Below are 15,862 nucleotides of genomic sequence, written 5' to 3'. Positions count from 1 at the left end.
AGCGACAATAGACCGATACCAACGAAAACCGGCCGGAGCGTTGCGTCGACTGGCGTCGAGAGCGCACCTGACCGGCTTTCGAGGCTTAAACCACAAGGTCTTGCGCCAAGCGCTAGCCCCTGGCTGTACGGTCAGCGCCGACGGCTCTCCAGCACGGCCTTGACCAGCGGCACCACACTGGTGCCCAAGCCCATCAGACGGCTCAAGCCGCCGCCGCGGACGCCCTTGCCCGTGACGAAGCCCATGGCGACGACGGCGGCAAGGTTCCAGAACGACAGGCGGCGCCCGTCCAGCCCATGTTGCACGGAGCTGCCCATGTTGCGCAGGCGCCGTACCGGGTCGAACAGGTGCGAGGCCTCCAGGCGCATTTCCTGGCGGTGCATTTCCATGCGCAGGCGCAGCAACGCCTTGCGCATTTCACGAGGGTCTCGGCTGGTAGGCATTTGAGGCAGGCTCATGGCAACAGGCGCTCCCGATCCTTGGCCAGCTCTTCGAGCGTGGCGCTGAAGGGTGATGATTCGTCGAACACTGCGGCCTTGAGGCGCAGCGCGCAGAACACGGCGGCCAGCGCATAGACTGCGCACAGACCGAGTATGCCGGCCAGGCGATAGGTATCCCACACCAGAACCAGCAGCAGGCCCGACAATGCGGTCAGCAGCATCAGGCCGAAAACCAGTGCGAAACCTGCGAACAGCAACAGGCGCAAGCTGCGGGCTTTCTGTTCCTGCAACTCGATGCCGAGCAGCTCAACGTGACTGTGCAACAGCCCAAGCACGGCCGCGCTCAGGCGCTTGCCCGTAGCGACGGTGCCGATGGCGTCCTTATCCATGAACTATTCCTCAGCGGCGGTTGGCCAACAGGCCGATCAACAAGCCCACACCGGCAGCGATGCCTACGGCATGCCAGGGTTTTTCCAGCACGTACAGCTCAACGCTGTCGCGGGCTTCCTGGCTGCGCTCGCGCACTGCATCCTGAGTTTGTTGCAGGCTGTCACGGGCTTGCAGCAAGCGTGTGCGGACCTGCTCGCGCAATTCGTCGGCCTGCTCGCCTGCCAGGTTGGCGGTATCTGCCAATAGTTTTTCGGTGTCGCGCACCAGTGCCTGGAAGTCAGCCGCGAGGATGTCCTGTGCAGTCTTTGCCGAGTTGCTAGCCATGTTGGCTCTCCCTGGTAAGTGTTCGTGGCTATTTCGAGTAACCGTTGTGTCGGAAGGTTCAGTGCCTGTAGCGGATGGTGGTTTCTGCTGGGTGAGCCAGCGCGATTTGAGAGCGTAGCGTGGATTCGAATGGGAGAAGTGCCGATTTGCAAGCATTGGCTCCAAGGTAAAGGAGGCGGGGTCGCTGCGGCTTCGATCGCTCTAGGCCTCAACTCTGACGCGGCGCAGGTGCAAGGTGGCCTGCGCAGTTCTAGACTGGACGCTCGATCCCCTTACAGGCAGGAATCTCCCATGCTCCCGGAATGCCAGTTGTTCGGCACCCTTGGGTGCCATCTGTGCGAAGTCGCCGAAGCCATGCTCATGCCATTGGTGGACCATGGCCTGATGGTAGAGCTGATCGACATCGCCGACCCTCCGCTCGATTGCCAACGCCTGGCCTTGCGCATACCGGTGCTACGCCGCGTGGATACGGGCGCCGAGCTGGACTGGCCGTTCGATACCGAGCAGGTGGTGGCCTTCCTCGCACAGCCCGGCGATTGACGGCGCAGGGCCGCCTTCGTATGCTGTATGGAAATACAGTATTCAGGTGGCCCATGCTCAACGTCGAGCAACTCAAATCCAGCGTCAACCGCATGCCGGTCGAGCAGGTCAGCGACGCGGCCTTGGCGCTGCACGTCGATGGCCTGGTGCTCGACGAGCGCACGCCCTTCGGCAAGACCCACTTCAACACCTGCTTTGCCGAAGTCGAAGCGCTTTTCCAACGCGCGGGCTACCACCGCGCGCTGGATGTGGTCGGTTACCAGGGCCTGGCCTATGCGCTGTACGACCCGACACGCTGGGAGCCGGTGCAGGTGCTGCGCTGGCTCAAGGCACGCTGCGAGCCTATCGACGAGGCTGGTTGAAGCGCGCGGCCTGGCCGATAATGCCGCCTTTGAACCACGGGCACTTGTCATGACGTCTTCTTTCGATCCGGCCCGCGTGCAGGCCAGCACCTTCTGCCTGCCGCCTGGCAACTGGGCCACCGTGCTCGATTGCCTGTGCGAGCGCTTCAAGGCCATTGGCCGCGAGCAGTGGCTCGATCGTTTCGCTCGCGGCCGTGTGCTGGATGCGCAGGGCCAACCGCTGGCGGTCGACCATGGCTACCGCCGCGGCTTGCGCGTCCACTATTTTCGCGAAGTCCCGGAAGAAAAACCGATTCCCGTGCAGGAGCACATCCTGTTTCAGGACGAACACCTGGTGGTGGCCGACAAACCGCATTTCCTGCCCGTCACGCCGTCGGGCGAATACGTCGAGCAAACCCTGTTGCGGCGGCTCATCCGCCGCCTCGACAATCCGCACCTGGTGCCATTGCACCGCATCGACCGGCACACCGCCGGGCTGGTGTTGTTCTCCGCCAACCCCGAGAGCCGTGGCCTGTACCAGCGCCTGTTCCCGGAGCGGCGCATCGACAAGGGTTATCAGGCGATCGCTGCGGCCCTGCCCGAACGCGAGTTTCCGCTGGTGCACCGCAGCCGTCTGGAGCATGGAGAGCCATTTTTCCGCATGCACGAGGTGCCCGGTGCTGCCAACAGCGAAACCCATGCCCAAGTGCTTGAGCGCAAAGGTGAGTGGTGGCGCTACGGCTTGTCGCCGGTGACCGGCAAGACGCATCAGCTGCGCGTGCACATGGCAGCGCTGGGTGCGCCGATTCGGCACGATCCTTTCTATCCGCACCTGAGCGACGATCAGGACGACCATGGGCAACCGCTGAAGCTGCTGGCCCATACCTTGCGTTTCGACGATCCGCTCGGTGCCGGCGAGCGGCGCTTCCAGAGCCGGATCGTGCTCGATTGGTGAGGCATGCGCCAAGGCCCCGCTTGCGCAGGGCCAGGATCGCTTAGCGGTTGAAGCGCTCGACCAGCGAGTATTGGGTGCCTGCCGTGGTGGTCAGCTCTTCGCTGAGCAACGCCGAACGCTGGGCCTGGCCGGAGGTTTCGTCGGCCAGGTCGGCGATGGTGCTGATGTTGCGGCTGATCTCGTCGGCCACGGCGGTCTGCTCTTCGGTGGCGGCGGCGATCTGCGTGGTCATGTCAGTGATGTTGGCCACCGCCTCGCTGATACCGACCAGGGCTTCATCGGCCTGCATGACCCGCTCGACGCCTTCCTGAGCCTGGCGATGGCCGCTTTCCATGGTCTGCACGGCGTTGCTGGCGGTCTGCTGCAATTTGGCGATCAACCCATGGATCTGCCCGGTGGACTCGGCTGTCCGCTGTGCCAACTGGCGCACCTCGTCGGCCACCACGGCAAAGCCACGGCCCATTTCCCCCGCGCGCGCCGCTTCGATGGCGGCGTTCAAGGCCAGCAGGTTGGTCTGGTCGGCGATGCCTTTGATCACATCGACCACGCCGCCGATCTCGTTACTGTCCTGGGCCAATTGCGTAACCGTACGGCCGGTTTCGCCTACGGCGCTCGACAGGCGCTCGATGGCTTCGCGGGTTTCGCCGGCGATGGTACGGCCCTGGCTGGTCAGGCGATTGGCCTGCTGCGTGGCGTCGGCGGTGCGCTGCACGTGGCTGGCGACTTCCTGGGTGGTGCTGGCCATCTGGTTGACGGCGGCCGCGACCTGTTCGGTTTCCACACGTTGACGTTCCAGCCCCGCAGAACTCTGGTGCGCCAGGGTGTCGGACTGGCGCGCCTGGTCGCTCAGGTGCTCGGCGCTGTCCTGCAAACGGGTCAGGCAGGTCTTCATGCGCGCATCCTGGCTGAGCATGGCCATTTCCAGGCGCGCCTGCACACCGCGGCTGTCGGTATACATCTGTGCGATCAAGGGATCGGAGGTGGTTTGCTCGGCCAGGCGCAACAAGCGTTTGAGGCCGCGCTGCTGCCAGCTCAGGCCAATCAGGCCGAGCGGTACCGAGAGCACGGCGGCGAGGGCGAAGCCTGCGCCATGGCCCAACAGCGAACCGATGACGAAACCGATCTGGCTGATGAGGATGAACGGCAGCCAAGCCTGCACCACCGGCACCCAGGTATCGCGGCGCGGTACGGCGCTCTTGCCCTGGTTCAGGCGCTGGTACAGCGCCTCGGCCCGGCGTACCTGCTCGGCGCTGGGTTTGATGCGCACCGACTCGTAGCCCACCACCTGGTTGTTCTCGAAGATGGGCGTGACGTAGGCGTTGACCCAATAGAAGTCGCCGTTCTGGCAGCGGTTCTTGACGATGCCCATCCACGGCAGGCCCTGCTTGAGGGTCTGCCACATGTGCGCGAACACGGCGGTGGGCACGTCCGGATGGCGCACCAGGTTATGCGGCGCCCCGATGAGCTGGTCGTGGGCGAAGCCACTGATTTCGACGAAGGCGTCGTTGCAGTAGGTGATCACGCCCTTGGCGTTGGTGGTGGAAATCAACCGCTGCTGTGCAGGGAAAGTCCGTTCTCTCTGGGTGATCGGTTGGTTGTTGCGCATGTCAGCTCATTCCGCGAGGTTTCCCCCGCTATCGGCATGTGTGACATTTTATTGAGGTTTTTTTACGCTTCGTGACCGAGCGGTCAGCGCGCCGACATACGCTGCGCTGTGGCGGTTTGCGCCGCGCAAGCATGGTCGGGCAGAGGAGGGCGCCGTGGCGTCTGGCGCAGGTTACTTGAAGCGCCGTTCGACGCCTTTTTCCACCAGGATCTTGGCCGAGATCTCCTCGACCGAGAAGTGCGTGGAGTTGATATGGGCGATGTTCTCGCGGCGGAACAGCCCCTCCACCTCACGCACTTCGAACTCGCACTGCGCGAAGCTCGAATAACGGCTGTTGGGTTTGCGCTCGTGGCGAATCGCGGTCAAGCGGTCGGCGTCGATGGTCAGGCCGAACAGCTTGCTGTGGTGCTTCTTCAGCACCGCCGGCAGTTGCAGGCGTTCCATGTCGTCTTCGGTGAACGGATAGTTGGCCGCGCGAATGCCGAACTGCATGGCCATATAGAGGCAGGTGGGTGTCTTGCCGCAGCGCGACACCCCGACCAGGATCAGGTCGGCCTTGTCGTAATAGTGCGTGCGTGCGCCGTCGTCGTTGTCCAGCGCGAAGTTCACCGCTTCGATGCGCTCCATGTAGTTGGAGTTGCCGCCAATCGAATGCGACTTGCCCACCGAATACGACGAGTGCGCGGTGAGCTCCTGTTCCAGGGGCGAGAGGAACGAGGAAAAGATGTCGATCATGAAGCCGTTGGACGTCGCCAGGATCTCGCGGATGTCCTGGTTGACGATCGTGTCGAAAATGATCGGGCGCATGCCGTCGCGCTCGGCGGCCAGGTTTATTTGCTGGACCATGGCGCGGGCTTTGTCGGGGGTGTCGATATAAGGACGGGTAAATTTGTTGAAAGGGATAGTATCGAACTGAGCCAGCAGGCTTTGCCCCAGGGTTTCAGCCGTGATGCCGGTACCGTCGGAAATGAAGAACGCGGTTCGTTTCATGAGCGCCTGGAGCCTTAAGCTGCTGAATGTGTGCGGATATGGTAGGTTCGGTTCGCCGAACACGATGTCCGGCATTCTTACTCATTTTGCAAGTCCAGGCCACAAGCGCCCGGGCCAGTTGCAAGCGACTGGCGGCGCCTCTTTGAGCTTTTCCCAAACACCGTTAGTGGAGAGATCACCTTGGTAGAGTACGTAGTTTCCCTCGATAAGCTCGGCGTCCATGATGTGGAGCACGTAGGGGGCAAGAACGCCTCCCTGGGCGAGATGATCAGCAACCTCGCAGGCGCCGGCGTTTCCGTGCCTGGCGGCTTTGCTACTACGGCTCAGGCGTACCGCGACTTCCTCGAGCAGAGCGGCCTGAACGAACGCATCCATGCCGCCCTCGACGCGCTGGACGTGGACGACATCGCTGCCCTGACCCAGACCGGTGCGCAAATCCGCCAATGGGTCATGGACGCCGAGTTCCCAGCGCGCCTGGACAGCGAAATCCGCACCGCCTTCGCCGAAATGGCCCAGGGCAACGACAACATGGCCGTGGCCGTGCGCTCCTCGGCCACCGCTGAAGACCTGCCCGACGCGTCCTTCGCCGGCCAGCAGGAAACCTTCCTCAACATCCGCGGCGTCGACAACGTGATCCGCGCGGCCAAGGAAGTCTTCGCCTCGCTGTTCAACGACCGCGCCATCGCCTACCGCGTGCACCAGGGCTTCGACCACAAACTGGTCGCCCTGTCCGCCGGCGTGCAGCGCATGGTGCGTTCGGAAACCGGCACCGCCGGCGTCATGTTCACTCTCGACACCGAATCGGGCTTCCGCGACGTGGTGTTCATCACCGGCGCCTACGGCCTGGGCGAGACCGTGGTCCAGGGCGCGGTCAACCCCGACGAATTCTACGTGCACAAGCACACCCTGCAGGCCGGCCGCCCGGCCATCCTGCGCCGCAACCTGGGCAGCAAGGCGATCAAGATGGTCTACGGCGACGAGGCCAAGGCCGGTCGTTCGGTCAAGACCGTCGACGTCGACCGTGCCGAGCGCGCGCGTTTCTGCCTGACCGACGCCGAAGTGGCCGAGCTGGCCAAGCAGGCGATGATCATCGAGCAGCACTACCAGCGCCCCATGGACATCGAGTGGGCCAAGGACGGCGACGACGGCCAGCTGTACATCGTCCAGGCACGCCCGGAAACGGTGAAAAGCCGTGCCAGCGCCAACGTCATGGAGCGCTACCTGCTCAAGGAAAAGGGCACGGTGCTGGTGGAAGGCCGTGCCATCGGCCAGCGCATCGGCGCCGGCAAGGTCCGCGTGATCAAGGACGTTTCGGAAATGGACAAGGTCCAACCCGGCGACGTGCTGGTTTCGGACATGACCGACCCGGACTGGGAACCGGTGATGAAGCGCGCCAGCGCCATCGTCACCAACCGTGGCGGGCGTACTTGCCACGCTGCGATCATCGCCCGCGAGCTGGGCATTCCGGCGGTGGTCGGCTGTGGCAACGCCACGCAACTGCTCAAGGACGGCCAGGGCGTCACCGTGTCGTGCGCCGAGGGCGACACCGGTTTCATCTTCGAGGGCGAACTGGGCTTCGACGTGCGGCAGAATTCGGTCGACGCCATGCCCGAACTGCCGTTCAAGATCATGATGAACGTGGGCAACCCCGACCGCGCCTTCGACTTCGCGCAACTGCCCAACGAAGGTGTGGGCCTGGCGCGCCTGGAGTTCATCATCAATCGCATGATCGGCGTGCATCCCAAGGCGCTGCTCAACTACGACAGCCTGCCGCCCGAGCTCAAGGACAGCGTCGACAAACGCGTGGCCGGCTACAGCGACCCGGTCGGCTTCTACGTCGAGAAGCTGGTCGAGGGCATCAGCACCCTGGCCGCCGCCTTCTACCCGAAAAAGGTCATCGTGCGCCTGTCGGACTTCAAGTCCAACGAGTACGCCAACCTGATCGGCGGCAAGCTCTATGAGCCGGAAGAAGAAAACCCGATGCTGGGCTTCCGCGGTGCCTCGCGCTACATCAGCGAGTCGTTCCGCGATTGCTTCGAACTGGAATGCCGTGCGCTCAAGCACGTGCGCGACGTGATGGGCCTGACCAACGTCGAGATCATGGTGCCGTTCGTGCGCACCCTGGGCGAAGCCAGCCAGGTGGTCGAACTGCTCGCCGAGAACGGCCTGGCCCGCGGCGACAACGGCCTGCGCGTGATCATGATGTGCGAACTGCCGTCCAACGCCATTCTGGCCGAAGAGTTCCTCGAGTATTTCGACGGCTTCTCCATCGGCTCGAACGACCTGACCCAGCTGACCCTGGGCCTGGACCGCGACTCGGGGATCATCGCCCACCTGTTCGACGAGCGGAATCCTGCGGTGAAGAAGCTGCTGGCCAACGCCATCGCCGCGTGCAACAAGGCCGGCAAGTACATCGGCATCTGCGGTCAGGGCCCGTCCGATCACCCGGACCTGGCCAAGTGGCTGATGGAACAGGGCATCGAAAGCGTGTCGCTCAACCCCGATTCGGTGTTGGAAACCTGGTTCTTCCTTGCCGAAGAGCAGGTCGGCGACTGATCCGCCCGCCGGACGGGCCACGGCCCGCCCGGACTTTCGCCTTGCGCTGCGGGCGAGTTCCGATGCCGACGTCGATTGGCATTGGGCCTCGCCCGCCGTGCATTTATACTCGCCGTTTTTTCGTGCGCCAGATTCCATGCAAAGCAGCAGTGCTCTCTTTCCCGTCGCCTTGCTCAGTGCCGAGCGACGCGGCGATCTCAGTGAAGACGTCTACCGTATCAAAGCCGGCAAGGCTGCCGACCCTAGCGTCGAGCTGGCGGTGACGCGCCTCGGCCGCGTCGAGCAGGCCGCGCCCCACGGGGTGCCGGTGATCCTCCTGCACGGCAGCTTTTCCAACCGCCGCTTCTGGTTTTCGCCCAAGGGCCTGGGCCTCGGCGCGTTTCTGGCGCGGGCCGGGTTCGACGTGTGGATCCCCGAGATGCGCGGCCATGGGTTGTCGCCGCGCAATCGTCAGTGGCGCGGCAACCGCGTGGCCGACTACGCCCGGGAGGACTTGCCGTTGATCGCGGCGTTCGTCGCCGAGAAGGCCGGGCGTGCGCCGCACTGGATCGGCCATTCCCTGGGTGGCACCACATTGGCCGCCGCCTTGGGCGGCGGCTACCTGCCCGCCGAGCAGGTGGCCAGCGTGGCCTTGTTCGGCACCCAGGTCAGCCGTGCCCACTGGGCGCTGAAGGTGCCGCCGCTGGTATGGATCGCACGCCTCGCGCTGCGCCGCTTCGCCCAGTTGTCGGGTTCGCGGCTCAAGCGCGGTCCGGAAGACGAACCCATCGGCCTGGCCCTGGAAACCCTGCGTTGGCACGGCCTGTTCGGGCGTTTCGGCGAGAAGGGCAACGATTGGTGGGTGGGGCTGGCGCAGGTGGAGGTGCCGGTACTGGCGGTGGCCGGTGCGGGCGACTTCAACGACCCGGCCTGGGCCTGCCGCCGCCTGCTGGAGCAGATGGGCGGGCCGCACCGGCAGTTCCTGTGCCTGGACAAGGCCCAGGGCTTCGAGGCGTTCGGGCATATCGACATGCTGGTGAGCAAGGCGGCCCAGGCCCAGGTATGGCCGTTGGTCGAAGCCTGGCTGCGCGATCCGCTGCACGCCGTGCGCGCGGCTCAGGTACTCGAACCGCCACGGGTGACCGAAGCCGCCTCCACGGTGTAGCCTTGGCCGGCGATTCTGCAAGACCCCTAACTTTGCTTGCCGACGACAGGAGTGTGCCATGCAGCATTACCTTACCCCCGACCTGTGCGATGCCTATCCCGACCAGGTGCGCGTGCTCGAACCCATGTTCAGCAACTTCGGCGGCCACGATTCGTTCGGCGGCCAGATCGTCACCCTCAAGTGCTTCGAAGACAATTCCCTGGTCCGCGAGCAGGTCGAGCTCGACGGCACGGGCAAGGTGCTGGTGGTCGACGGCGGCGGTTCGCTGCGCCGCGCACTGCTGGGCGACATGCTCGCCGCCAAGGCCGCGCAGAACGGTTGGGAAGGCCTGCTGATCTACGGTTGCGTACGCGACGTCGACGCTCTGGCGCAGACCAACGTCGGCATCCAGGCCCTGGCCAGCCATCCGCTGAAAACAGACAAGCGCGGCGTGGGCGAGCTCAACGTGGTGGTGGCCTTTGCAGGCGTCACGTTCCACCCGGGCGAATACCTGTACGCCGACAACAACGGCGTGGTGGTTTCGGCCACGCCCCTGACCCAGCCGCAGTGAGCGGCGCGCAGCGCTGATGGAGTGTCGATGACCGAGGAAGACAACGCGCAGTGGGGCCTGGTGCACGCGCTGCTGCTCGACGGCAAGGGCGGTGCGCGCGCCATACCGCGCACAGCGCTCGACGGGTTGCAACTGACCGCCGAGCAGAGCCTGTGGCTGCATTGGGATCGCAGCCATCCGCAGACCCGCACCTGGTTGCTGCACGACAGCGGTTTGAGCGAGTTCGCCTGCGAGCTGCTGCTCGAAGAGAACACGCGGCCCAGGCTGTTGCCGCTGGCCGACGAGCAGACGCTGCTGTTCCTGCGCGGCGTCAACCTCAACCCCGGCGCCGAGCCGGAAGACATGGTCTCGGTACGCATCTTCGCCGAAGCGCAGCGGGTCATTTCGCTGCGCCTGCGGCCGCTGCGCGCCAGCGACGAGATTCTCCAGCAACTGGCCGAGGGGCGTGGGCCGAAGACCGCTTCGGAGCTGTTGGTGGTGATGGGCGAGCTGTTGACCGAAAAGGTCCAGGCGCTGGTCACCGACCTCAGCGAAGAGGTCGACCTGGAAGAGGAGAAAGTCGAGGCCGACGAGCACTATTCGCCGGCCCAGGGCAGCCTGCAACAGATCCGCCGCCGCGCCGCCGCGCTACGACGCTTCCTGGCGCCGCAGCGCGACATCTATGCGCAGCTGTCGCGACACAAGTGGAGCTGGTTCGCCGACTCCGACGCCGACTACTGGAACGAGCTCAACAACAGCCTGATCCGCTACCTCGAAGAACTGGAGCTGGCCCGCGAGCGTGCCGCGCTGATGCTCGAAAGCGAAGACCGCAAGCGCGACGAGCGGATGAACAGGACCATGTACCGCTTGGGCATCATCACCTGCATCTTCTTGCCGATGAGTTTCGTCACGGGCCTGCTGGGCATCAACGTCGGCGGCATTCCCTGGTCGGAAAGCCCCAATGGTTTCGTCTTCGCAAGCCTGGTGGTACTGGGCCTGGCGGCAGGGCAGTGGTGGCTGTTCCGCCGCCTGCGCTGGGTGTAGAGGTCGCCCGTGGGTCAGCGCTATGTGACCTGCCGCCGGGCGCTCTCGTCTTTGACTGACACTACGCGAGGTGCCCATGCACGATCCGTTTGAACAATCCTTGCGCGACCTGCTCAACGCCGCGCCGTCCGGCCAAGACCGCGACGATGCCGCATGCCTGGGGCGCGTGCTGAAAACCGCCAACCGCCAGGTCGGTGCCGGCGACCTGTTCACCCTGCTCGGCCGCTGCGGCAAGGCAATGATGGTCGCCCTCAACAACGGCTCGGCGCATGTCGCGCCGGTGCGCCGCACACCTGCCGCTGGCAGCAACGCTGATAAGGCCGATTGATTATGGAACTCGATCTCTGGACCCAGAGCCTGGTCACCGCGATGACTGCGCTCTGGACCAAAATTGCGAACTTCATCCCCAACCTGTTTGGCGCCCTGGTCGTGGTCCTGCTGGGCTTCGTGGTCGCCAAGCTGCTCGACACCCTGTTGTCCAAGCTGCTCGCCAAGTTCGGCCTCGACCGCCTGATGAGCGGCACCGGCCTGACCAAGCTGCTCGGCCGCGTCGGTATCCAGGTGCCGATCTCAACGCTGATCGGCAAGATCGTCTATTGGTTCGTGCTGCTGATCTTCCTGGTGTCGGCCGCCGAATCGCTGGGTCTGGAGCGCGTCTCGGCGACCCTCGACATGCTCGCGCTGTACCTGCCGAAAGTGTTCGGCGCTGCCCTGGTAATGCTGGCCGGTGTCCTGCTGGCGCAACTGGCCAACGGGCTGGTGCGCGGCGCCGCCGAAGGCGTGGGGCTGGAATATGCCGCAGGCGTCGGGCGCATCGCCCAGGGCCTGGTGATCATCATCGCCATCTCGGTCGCCATCAGCCAGCTGGAGGTCAAGACCGACCTGCTCAACCATGTGATCGTCATCGGCCTGATTACCGTTGGTCTGGCAATGGCCCTGGCCATGGGCCTGGGCAGCCGGGAAATCGCCAGCCAGATTCTGGCCGGGATCTATGTCCGCGAGCTTTTCCAGGTTGGCCAGCAGGTCCAGATTGGCGAAGTAGAGGGGCAGATCGAGGAAATCGGTACGGTCAAGACCACGCTGCTGACGGACGAGGGCGATCTGGTCTCGGTGTCGAACCGGCAGTTGCTCGAGCACCGCGTGACCCGCCGCTAAACCGGCAAAAGCTGTTAATGTATGCCGCCGCTGAAATCGGGCCTCGACGGCTCCGCGGCGACATTGACCTGACTGTCGGCCAGATTCGCTTTGAATAAAGTTCACCCGCTACCCATGCGTTACGACCCCCGCGAACTCTCCGACGAGGAGTTGGTGGCGCGTTCGCACGAGGAGCTGTTTCACGTTACACGTGCCTATGAAGAGCTCATGCGGCGCTACCAGCGGACCCTGTTCAACGTGTGCGCACGTTATCTGGGGAACGACCGCGACGCTGACGATGTCTGTCAGGAAGTGATGCTCAAGGTGCTTTATGGGCTCAAGAATTTCGAGGGGAAGTCGAAATTCAAGACCTGGCTGTATAGCATCACCTACAACGAGTGCATTACCCAGTATCGCAAGGAGCGACGCAAACGACGGCTGATGGATGCCTTGAGTCTCGACCCTATCGAAGAGGCGTCCGAGGACAAGGCTCCCAAGCCCGAAGAAAAAGGCGGACTGGATAAGTGGCTGGTGCACGTGAACCCGATCGATCGGGAAATCCTGGTGCTGCGCTTCGTCGCAGAGCTGGAATTCCAGGAGATCGCGGACATCATGCACATGGGGCTGAGCGCGACGAAGATGCGGTACAAGCGCGCACTTGATAAATTGAGAGAAAAATTTGCAGGGTTGGCTGAAACTTAGTCGCTTGCAGGTCTCTCTAATCAACTGGCGAGTCTGCTAGACTCGTCGTCGAGTCGTGCCTTCACCCGGATGGTGGAGGGACTTCTTAACTACCATCAGATGGGGATTCAAACGGATGAAACTGAAAAATACTCTGGGCCTGGCCATTGGCTCGCTCGTAGCTGCCGCCTCGTTCGGCGCTATGGCTCAAGGCCAAGGCGCTGTCGAAACCGAAATCTTCTACAAGAAAGAATTCTTCGACAGCCAGCGCGACTTCAAAAACGACGGCAACCTGTTCGGTGGCTCGATCGGCTACTTCCTGACCGACGACGTTGAACTGCGTCTGGGCTACGACGAAGTGCACAACGCCCGTGGCGACGACGGCAAGAACATCAAGGGCTCGAACACTGCCCTGGACGCCGTTTACCACTTCAACAACCCGTACGACGCTATCCGTCCGTACGTGTCGGCTGGTTTCTCCCACCAGTCCCTGGGCCAGAGCTTCCGCGGCGGTCGTGATCACTCCACCTTCGCCAACCTGGGCGCTGGTGCCAAGTGGTACATCACTGACATGTTCTACGCCCGTGCCGGCGTCGAAGCTCAGTACAACATCGACCAAGGTGACACCGAGTGGGCACCGAGCGTTGGCGTTGGTCTGAACTTCGGTGGCAGCCCAAAAACCCAAGAAGCTCCAGTGACCCCGGCTCCAGTTGCTGACGTCTGCACCGACAGCGACAACGACGGCGTCTGCGACAACGTCGACAAGTGCCCAGATACCCCAGCCAACGTTACCGTTGACGCTGATGGCTGCCCGGCTGTTGCCGAAGTCGTTCGCGTTGAGCTGGACGTCAAGTTCGACTTCGACAAGTCGGTCGTCAAGCCTAACAGCTACGGCGACATCAAGAACCTGGCTGACTTCATGAAGCAGTACCCACAGACCACCACCACCGTGGAAGGTCACACTGACTCCGTAGGTCCAGACGCTTACAACCAGAAGCTGTCCGAGCGTCGTGCCAACGCTGTCAAGCAAGTACTGACCCAGCAGTACGGCGTAGAATCCAGCCGTGTTGATTCGGTTGGCTACGGTGAGTCGCGCCCAGTCGCTGACAACGCCACCGAAGAAGGTCGCGCTGTCAACCGTCGCGTTGAAGCTCAAGTAGAAGCCCAAGCCAAGTAATTGGTCTGACGCTTCATGAAAAACCCGGCTTCGGCCGGGTTTTTCTATTTATGGGGATCGTCAGCGTCCATGCGCTGATTCAATCCGTCGCACAGTCCTTTCCGGCTATCTTTCGAGCGGCGCAAGCGCCCACAGCCTGGCCGTTGGCGTATGCGTCACGAAGGTTCGACGCTGCCAGACGCAAGGGTTGGACGCCCGGCCCTGTCGCCCAAGGCCTGTGCTGGCTATAATCGCCACCCCACGCCTTCCGAGTCTTGCCCGCCCATGTATAACCTGGCCCGCCAGCTGCTGTTCAAGCTTTCCCCGGAAACCTCCCACGACCTGTCCCTGGACCTGATCGGTGCCGGTGGCCGCCTGGGGCTCAACGCCAAGCTGTGCAAGCAGCCGGTCGCAGCGCCGGTGCAGGTGATGGGCTTGAACTTCGCCAACCCGGTGGGCCTGGCCGCAGGCCTGGACAAGAACGCCACTGCCATCGATGGCTTCGCCCAGTTGGGCTTCGGCTTCGTCGAGGTCGGCACCGTCACCCCGCGGCCGCAGCCGGGCAACCCCAAGCCGCGCCTGTTCCGCTTGCCGCAAGCCAACGCGATCATCAATCGCATGGGCTTCAACAACCTGGGCGTGGACCACTTGCTGGAGCGGGTACGTGCGGCCCACTACCGCGGTGTGCTCGGTATCAACATCGGCAAGAACTTCGACACCCCCGTCGAGCGTGCCCAGGACGACTACCTGCTGTGCCTGGAGAAGGTCTACGCCGACGCCAGCTACATCACCGTCAACGTCAGCTCGCCCAACACGCCAGGGCTGCGCACCTTGCAGTTCGGCGATTCGCTCAAGCAATTGCTCGATGCCCTGGCGGCACGGCGCGAGCAGTTGGCCAGCCAGCACGGCAAGCGTGTGCCGCTGGCGATCAAGATCGCCCCAGACATGAGCGATGAAGAAACCGCACTGGTGGCGGCCGCGCTCATGGCTTCGGGGATGGATGCGGTCATCGCCACCAACACCACCCTCAGCCGCGAAGGCGTCGAGGGCTTGCCCAATGCGGGCGAGGCGGGGGGCTTGTCGGGCGCGCCGGTGCTGGACAAGAGCACCCACACGGTCAAGGTGCTGGCCGGAGAGCTGGGCGGCAAGCTGCCGATCATCGCGGCGGGTGGCATCACCGAGGGCCGGCATGCCGCGCAGAAGATCGAAGCCGGCGCCAGCCTGGTGCAGATCTATTCGGGCTTCATCTATAAAGGCCCTGCCTTGATCCGTGAAGCGGTGGACGCCATCGCTGCACTCAAACGCAGCTGAAACGCGCACCTTGATTGCGGGCATAAAAAAGGGCCTCGTCTGGAGGCCCTTTGGGCATTGGCCCGACGCCTTGAAGGGGCGCTTGGAGGAGTGCGGATTCAGTGTCCTTGTTCAGCCAACGGCGTGAAGTTCGTTGAGCCTATGGATACCTGCGGTGCCAGTCATGCCGTCCCAGTTGTCGCCTCGGCCCTCACGCCATCCGTTGATCCAGGCCTGGCGCACGGAGGGCAGGGTGAAGGGGCAGAGTTCACGGGATTTACCGGTCACTCCATATTGGTAGCCACGAGAAAAAGCTCTTTCCAACGGATCACGCTTAAGTCTTCTCATAGGGTGTTGCCCTCACTTGTTGACTGTAATGTCCCGTCGACCTCTGGGAGGTCGGGCAGAATCGTTCTGCCGGTTTGCGCTCGCTGCCGGCGTGGCGAGCTGGTAGTGCCGCTTCGTTGCGAAGTGGCCTGGGGTCAGTTCTAACCAAACACGATCAGGGTGTGAATGATCGATTTGTCATAAGAAGGTAACGTTTCCGAAGGTGAGGGGATAAGTAAATAAATGCGACTCAAAATCATCGCCCTAAAACTGCCACTCGATCAGTCGCTTACACGTATTTGAAATCATTGGGCCAGCTTCCAGCGCAAGGGGGTCGTGAAGCGACGTAATACGACGAAGGGTCATTACCGGCCCATGACTTCAAGAAATTTTTCATACTGTCTGGCGCTCGAAT

18 protein-coding genes are annotated in these 15,862 nt (G+C 63.2%); 12 read left to right on the top strand and 6 right to left on the bottom strand.

Going from position 1 to position 15,862, the window contains the following annotated elements:
- Positions 1 to 131: 131 nt before the first annotated feature.
- The 3 genes from B4M43_RS03440 to B4M43_RS03430 are packed head-to-tail and all read right to left on the bottom strand — an operon-like array spanning position 132 to position 1,154.
- Positions 132 to 458 carry a hypothetical protein gene (locus B4M43_RS03440; protein WP_296264217.1) on the bottom strand — a complete coding sequence of 109 codons (327 nt, stop codon included), beginning with the start codon at positions 456 to 458 and terminating at the stop codon, positions 132 to 134.
- The gene (locus B4M43_RS03435; RefSeq protein WP_296264213.1) at positions 455 to 829 is read right to left on the bottom strand and encodes a phage holin family protein; all 375 of its coding nucleotides are present in this window, start codon (positions 827 to 829) and stop codon (positions 455 to 457) included. Before B4M43_RS03435 ends, B4M43_RS03440 begins: the two co-directional genes overlap by 4 nt.
- 10 nt (positions 830 to 839) lie before the next feature.
- Positions 840 to 1,154: a DUF883 family protein gene (locus B4M43_RS03430; RefSeq protein WP_296264211.1), complete on the bottom strand. Its 315-nt coding sequence runs from the start codon at positions 1,152 to 1,154 to the stop codon at positions 840 to 842.
- Between the two features lie 291 nt (positions 1,155 to 1,445).
- Here B4M43_RS03430 and B4M43_RS03425 point away from each other — a divergent pair, with 291 nt between their 5' ends.
- Genes B4M43_RS03425 through B4M43_RS03415 form a run of 3 tightly spaced genes read left to right on the top strand, consistent with a single transcriptional unit; the run spans position 1,446 to position 2,990 of the window.
- The gene (locus tag B4M43_RS03425; RefSeq protein ID WP_296264209.1) at positions 1,446 to 1,694 is read left to right on the top strand and encodes a glutaredoxin family protein; all 249 of its coding nucleotides are present in this window, start codon (positions 1,446 to 1,448) and stop codon (positions 1,692 to 1,694) included.
- Between the two features lie 53 nt (positions 1,695 to 1,747).
- Entirely contained in the window at positions 1,748 to 2,056 is a 309-nt protein-coding gene (locus tag B4M43_RS03420) for a transcriptional regulator (RefSeq protein WP_296264206.1), read from the top strand.
- Between the two features lie 49 nt (positions 2,057 to 2,105).
- Positions 2,106 to 2,990, top strand: coding sequence for a pseudouridine synthase (locus tag B4M43_RS03415; protein WP_296264204.1), 885 nt, complete (start codon positions 2,106 to 2,108; stop codon positions 2,988 to 2,990).
- A gap of 40 nt (positions 2,991 to 3,030) precedes the next feature.
- Here B4M43_RS03415 and B4M43_RS03410 read toward each other — a convergent pair whose 3' ends face one another.
- The gene (locus B4M43_RS03410) at positions 3,031 to 4,596 is read right to left on the bottom strand and encodes a methyl-accepting chemotaxis protein (RefSeq protein ID WP_296264202.1); all 1,566 of its coding nucleotides are present in this window, start codon (positions 4,594 to 4,596) and stop codon (positions 3,031 to 3,033) included.
- A gap of 171 nt (positions 4,597 to 4,767) precedes the next feature.
- Complete coding sequence (ppsR, locus tag B4M43_RS03405; protein ID WP_296264200.1) at positions 4,768 to 5,586, bottom strand: posphoenolpyruvate synthetase regulatory kinase/phosphorylase PpsR; 819 nt, start codon at positions 5,584 to 5,586, stop codon at positions 4,768 to 4,770.
- Positions 5,587 to 5,766: 180 nt separating this feature from the next.
- On the opposite strand from ppsR, the gene ppsA reads away from it, so the two are divergent.
- From ppsA to B4M43_RS03360, 9 genes are all read left to right on the top strand, one after another.
- Positions 5,767 to 8,142 (top strand): phosphoenolpyruvate synthase, encoded by a 2,376-nt coding sequence (ppsA, locus tag B4M43_RS03400; RefSeq protein WP_296264198.1) that lies wholly within the window; start codon positions 5,767 to 5,769, stop codon positions 8,140 to 8,142.
- Positions 8,143 to 8,278: 136 nt separating this feature from the next.
- On the top strand, positions 8,279 to 9,286 hold the full coding sequence (locus B4M43_RS03395) for an alpha/beta fold hydrolase (RefSeq protein WP_296264197.1): 1,008 nt from the start codon (positions 8,279 to 8,281) through the stop codon (positions 9,284 to 9,286).
- A 58-nt stretch (positions 9,287 to 9,344) separates the two neighbouring features.
- Positions 9,345 to 9,836, top strand: a complete 492-nt coding sequence (gene rraA, locus B4M43_RS03390; protein WP_296264195.1) for a ribonuclease E activity regulator RraA — start codon at positions 9,345 to 9,347, stop codon at positions 9,834 to 9,836.
- 27 nt (positions 9,837 to 9,863) lie between these two features.
- Entirely contained in the window at positions 9,864 to 10,859 is a 996-nt protein-coding gene (locus B4M43_RS03385) for a zinc transporter ZntB (RefSeq protein ID WP_296264194.1), read from the top strand.
- Between the two features lie 76 nt (positions 10,860 to 10,935).
- Positions 10,936 to 11,187 (top strand): CrfX protein, encoded by a 252-nt coding sequence (locus B4M43_RS03380; RefSeq protein WP_296264192.1) that lies wholly within the window; start codon positions 10,936 to 10,938, stop codon positions 11,185 to 11,187.
- Between the two features lie 2 nt (positions 11,188 to 11,189).
- Positions 11,190 to 12,014, top strand: a complete 825-nt coding sequence (locus B4M43_RS03375; protein ID WP_296264190.1) for a mechanosensitive ion channel family protein — start codon at positions 11,190 to 11,192, stop codon at positions 12,012 to 12,014.
- 90 nt (positions 12,015 to 12,104) lie between these two features.
- A complete protein-coding gene (gene sigX / locus B4M43_RS03370) occupies positions 12,105 to 12,695 on the top strand; it encodes an RNA polymerase sigma factor SigX (RefSeq protein ID WP_296264187.1) in 591 nt (196 codons plus the stop codon).
- Positions 12,696 to 12,810: 115 nt separating this feature from the next.
- A complete protein-coding gene (locus tag B4M43_RS03365; protein ID WP_296264186.1) occupies positions 12,811 to 13,851 on the top strand; it encodes an OmpA family protein in 1,041 nt (346 codons plus the stop codon).
- 264 nt (positions 13,852 to 14,115) lie between these two features.
- Positions 14,116 to 15,141, top strand: coding sequence for a quinone-dependent dihydroorotate dehydrogenase (locus B4M43_RS03360; RefSeq protein WP_296264184.1), 1,026 nt, complete (start codon positions 14,116 to 14,118; stop codon positions 15,139 to 15,141).
- 111 nt (positions 15,142 to 15,252) lie between these two features.
- On the opposite strand, the gene rmf is transcribed toward B4M43_RS03360, so the two are convergent.
- Positions 15,253 to 15,468, bottom strand: a complete 216-nt coding sequence (rmf, locus tag B4M43_RS03355; RefSeq protein WP_010223328.1) for a ribosome modulation factor — start codon at positions 15,466 to 15,468, stop codon at positions 15,253 to 15,255.
- Positions 15,469 to 15,862: the final 394 nt, after the last annotated feature.

Source organism: Pseudomonas sp. UBA6562, from assembly GCF_002434265.1.
Classification (GTDB): domain Bacteria; phylum Pseudomonadota; class Gammaproteobacteria; order Pseudomonadales; family Pseudomonadaceae; genus Aquipseudomonas.
This window is presented reverse-complemented; position numbering and strand designations above follow the sequence as displayed.